This is a genomic window from Vibrio sp. V42_P2S4T144, assembly GCF_009904715.1.
GTDB classification, from domain to species: domain Bacteria; phylum Pseudomonadota; class Gammaproteobacteria; order Enterobacterales; family Vibrionaceae; genus Vibrio; species Vibrio alginolyticus.
This window is the reverse complement of the sequence record NZ_WXWS01000624.1, coordinates 1-3,335: the sequence shown is the minus strand read 5'-3', so window position 1 is coordinate 3,335 and position 3,335 is coordinate 1. Positions and strand designations below refer to the sequence as shown.

General features: G+C 42.8%; 3 protein-coding genes. 2 read left to right on the top strand and 1 reads right to left on the bottom strand.

What is annotated here, in order from left to right:
• Nucleotides 1-389 precede the first annotated feature (389 nt).
• Nucleotides 390-1,028 carry a YchE family NAAT transporter gene (locus CAG68_RS20270; protein WP_005380729.1) on the top strand — a complete coding sequence of 213 codons (639 nt, stop codon included), beginning with the start codon at nucleotides 390-392 and terminating at the stop codon, nucleotides 1,026-1,028.
• A 35-nt stretch (nucleotides 1,029-1,063) separates the two neighbouring features.
• A complete protein-coding gene (locus CAG68_RS20265; protein ID WP_005380728.1) occupies nucleotides 1,064-1,927 on the top strand; it encodes an ion transporter in 864 nt (287 codons plus the stop codon).
• A gap of 57 nt (nucleotides 1,928-1,984) precedes the next feature.
• Here CAG68_RS20265 and asd read toward each other — a convergent pair whose 3' ends face one another.
• Nucleotides 1,985-3,100, bottom strand: a complete 1,116-nt coding sequence (gene asd, locus CAG68_RS20260) for an aspartate-semialdehyde dehydrogenase (RefSeq protein ID WP_005380727.1) — start codon at nucleotides 3,098-3,100, stop codon at nucleotides 1,985-1,987.
• Between the last annotated feature and the right edge of the window lie 235 nt (nucleotides 3,101-3,335).

Here is a 3,335-nt window from a genome sequence, read left to right as displayed (position 1 = left end):
AAAAGAAGCAAATGGACAAATAAATAAAAGAAACTACAACAACCTGTAAAAAAGTTTCATTTTTGACCAACAAAATTACATGTAGGCCCAATTCTTTGTGCTACTGAGAGTATATCGAACCGAATACATCTCTCTACAAACCACCTTGGTTTTTATCAAAAATGTGCGAATGTTAACGTTTATGTAAAACAGTGCAATTTATCAGCAACTTTATACGTAACATTTCCTTTCCAGATTAGATACAGTTTATTAAAGAATTAGTTTTTCTCACTTAAATGGCAGGGAATGCGTTAGTTTTTTTCATTTCTTACAACCTAACTTTTGCCTTACATTACGCCCAAATTACCCCTTCTCCTTTTCACTAATGTGAACTTTGATGAGTAAGCAACATGCAAACTTTTGAACTTGCTATCTTCTTGCAGTTTTTTCTCGGTTTGGTCGCCGCAGTAAACCCTGTTGGTATCATGCCTGTGTTTGTGTCACTAACCGGGCATATGACACCAGACGAAAAGCGCAATACGGCAACAACAGCAAATGTGGCTGTTGCGATCATCCTGATCATTTCGCTTTTTGCTGGTCAGTTACTGTTAGACATGTTCAGTATTTCTCTGGATTCGTTTCGTGTCGCTGGCGGGTTGCTATTACTTAGCATCGCATTCTCGATGATGAGCGGTAAACTGGGGGAAGATAAGCAGAACAAACAAGAGAAAACGGAATACGTCAGTCGTGAACAGATTGGTGTGGTCCCTCTTGCAATGCCTTTAATGGCAGGGCCTGGTGCAATCAGTTCGACTATTGTTTATGGTGCACGCTACCCAAGCATGTTCGATACCGTGGGCATTAGTATTACGATTGGTTTGTTCTGCCTTTGTTCATGGCTATTATTCCGTTCTGCCCCATTGATCGTACGATTTTTAGGTCAAACTGGAATCAACGTCATTACTCGTATCATGGGTTTGATATTGGGCGCGCTTGGCATAGAGTTCATTGCGAATGGCTTACGCAACTTATTTCCAGGATTAGCCTGAGTTTCTATAAAATTGTATGATAGAGCGATTCAACAATGGATCGCTTTGTCATGACGACTGACTCTCTTAAACATACTCTATATGTCACCATTTTTGGTACTCATACCAAAGCTGGTAAAACGTTCGATATTGCTCTCATTATCGCGATCATCAGTTCGTTAATCGTACTGGTGTTAGATTCGATACCCTCCGTTCGGGCCGAGTGGGAAAAAGAGCTGAAGTTTATTGAATACACATTTACTGGCCTATTCACGATTGAATACCTTCTAAGGCTTTATTGCTCTCCTAAACCTGCCGCCTACGCAAAGAGTTTTTATGGTGTCGTCGATTTACTTGCGATTTTGCCCACTTATTTAGCACTCTTCTTCCCATCCGCTTCGTTTATGGGTGTGATCAGGGCGCTGCGAGTGATGCGAATATTCCGCATACTCAAGTTAGTCCGATACCTCCAAGAGTCCAATATCCTCTTACGTTCACTGCTTATGGCGCGCAGAAAGATTTTTATCTTCTTTAGTTCCGTCGCCATTATGGTAACGATTTTCGGCTCGTTGATTTTTATCATTGAAGGACCTGAAAACGGATTTACTAGCATTCCTAAAAGTATTTATTGGGCGATCGTGACCATCACAACGGTTGGGTATGGTGACTTGGTCCCTCAAACAGACCTGGGTAAAGGGCTTGCATCACTCACCATGTTACTGGGTTATTCCATTTTGGCGGTACCTACAGGTATTTTCACTGCCGAATTACACCAAGAGATGCAATCGCACAAAGTATTGGTGAAATGCCCAAACTGCTCCCACGCAGGGCACGACTCTGACGCAATTTACTGTAAACATTGTGGTAGTGAACTGGCCGATCCAGACAAAAGAGTCGTTCGAACAGAAGACGACGCATGAAAAAAGAGCTCCCTAAGGAGCTCTTTTATTTTGTCATCAAATAAAGGATTGATGTGATTATGCTTTCTCAGACAGAATAATTCGCAGAGTACGACGCAATGGCTCCGCAGCACCCCAAAGCAGTTGGTCACCAACAGTGAAAGCATTTAGGAAATCATCACCCATTGCCATCTTACGTAGACGACCCACTGGTACAGACATTGTGCCCGTAACTTTTGCCGGCGTTAGCTCTTGAGCAGTGATGTCACGGTCGTTAGGAATCACTTTCACCCAATCGTTATGAGTGGCGATGATTTCTTCGATTTCGTCCATTGGTACATTTTGTTTAAGCTTGATAGTAAGTGCTTGAGAGTGACAACGCATCGCGCCAATACGCACGCAAGTACCGTCAATTGGAACAGGTGAACTTTGAGAACCCAAAATTTTATTCGCCTCAGCGCCCGCTTTCCACTCTTCTTTACTCTGACCATTATCGCGCTTCACATCGATCCATGGGATCAACGAACCAGCTAGTGGCACACCGAATTTATCGGTAGGGAAAGAGCCGCTGCGCATTGTATCCGCGACTTTCTTATCAATATCTAGGATAGAGCTTGATGGGTTTGCAAGTTCAGAGCTAACAGAGTCATTGATAACGCCCATTTGCGAGATCAATTCACGCATATTTTGCGCACCAGCGCCAGATGCGGCTTGGTAAGTCATTGCGCTTGTCCACTCAACAAGGCCTTTCTCAAATAGACCACCTAGCCCCATTAGCATTAAACTAACCGTACAGTTACCACCGACAAATGTGTTCGTGCCACCGTGGATGCCTTGTTGGATTTGCTTTAAGTTCACTGGATCAAGTGTGATGATCGAATCTTCAGCCATACGTAGCGTAGAGGCCGCATCAATCCAGTAGCCTTTCCAACCAGCCTGACGAAGTGCAGGGAAAACTTTTTCTGTGTAGCTACCACCTTGACAGGTGATTACCGCATCAAGCTGTTTTAAGCTTTCAATATCATACGCGTCTTGCAGTAAGCCTGCGTCTTTTCCTAAGTTAGGAGCAGGAATACCAACTTGAGAAGTACTGTAGAATACTGGTTCGATTAGGTCGAAGTCTTTCTCTTCAACCATACGCTGCATAAGGACTGAACCAACCATACCGCGCCAACCAACTAAACCAACTCTCATCGTATTAACTCTCCATGTATTAAAAAACCTACCCCATAGTTAATTTTTCACAGCAAAATCTCAACCCCTATTTTGTAAATAAGCGCGTTTTTTAACCTTTTCCTCTGAAAAACCGGGTTACACGAGATTTTTTAGTGTTTGGTTTGCGGTTTTAACCATTTTTCAAGTAGGGAAAGCACTTTAGCCCCCTAATTGGTCTTACCACTCAATGAAAAAATAACACATGAAGCACAAT